Genomic DNA, 272 nt, shown 5'->3' on the forward strand with positions numbered 1-272 from the left:
CCACTATATATATCAGGAATATCCGGGTCGTTCCTACTAAATAACCCTTTCATCACTGATTCTAGCTGTCGTAATTTCATCTCATTTTCAGCACTTAAAAAGAAATTTGCATACCATAAACCTGTTTGAGTACCCATCTCGATATATTTTAATAATTTGTCCATTAACTCATACTCAGACTGGATTCTGGCATCTTCCTTCGTTATGGATGTGCTCATTTGTTCAGAATTTCCCGATGTAGAAGTGTTCCCTTTAGAAGCTACAAAAATATT

1 protein-coding gene is annotated in these 272 nt (G+C 35.3%); it reads right to left on the reverse strand.

Annotated elements, in window-relative coordinates; all coding sequences use genetic code 11:
• A partial coding sequence (locus AOA59_RS32895; protein ID WP_218212225.1) for a hypothetical protein occupies positions 1-218 on the reverse strand: 218 nt, incomplete at its 3' end.
• Positions 219-272 lie beyond the last annotated feature (54 nt).

Origin of the sequence: Pseudomonas sp. 2822-15, assembly GCF_002742515.1 — a bacterium.
Lineage (GTDB): Bacteria > Pseudomonadota > Gammaproteobacteria > Pseudomonadales > Pseudomonadaceae > Aquipseudomonas > Aquipseudomonas salomonii.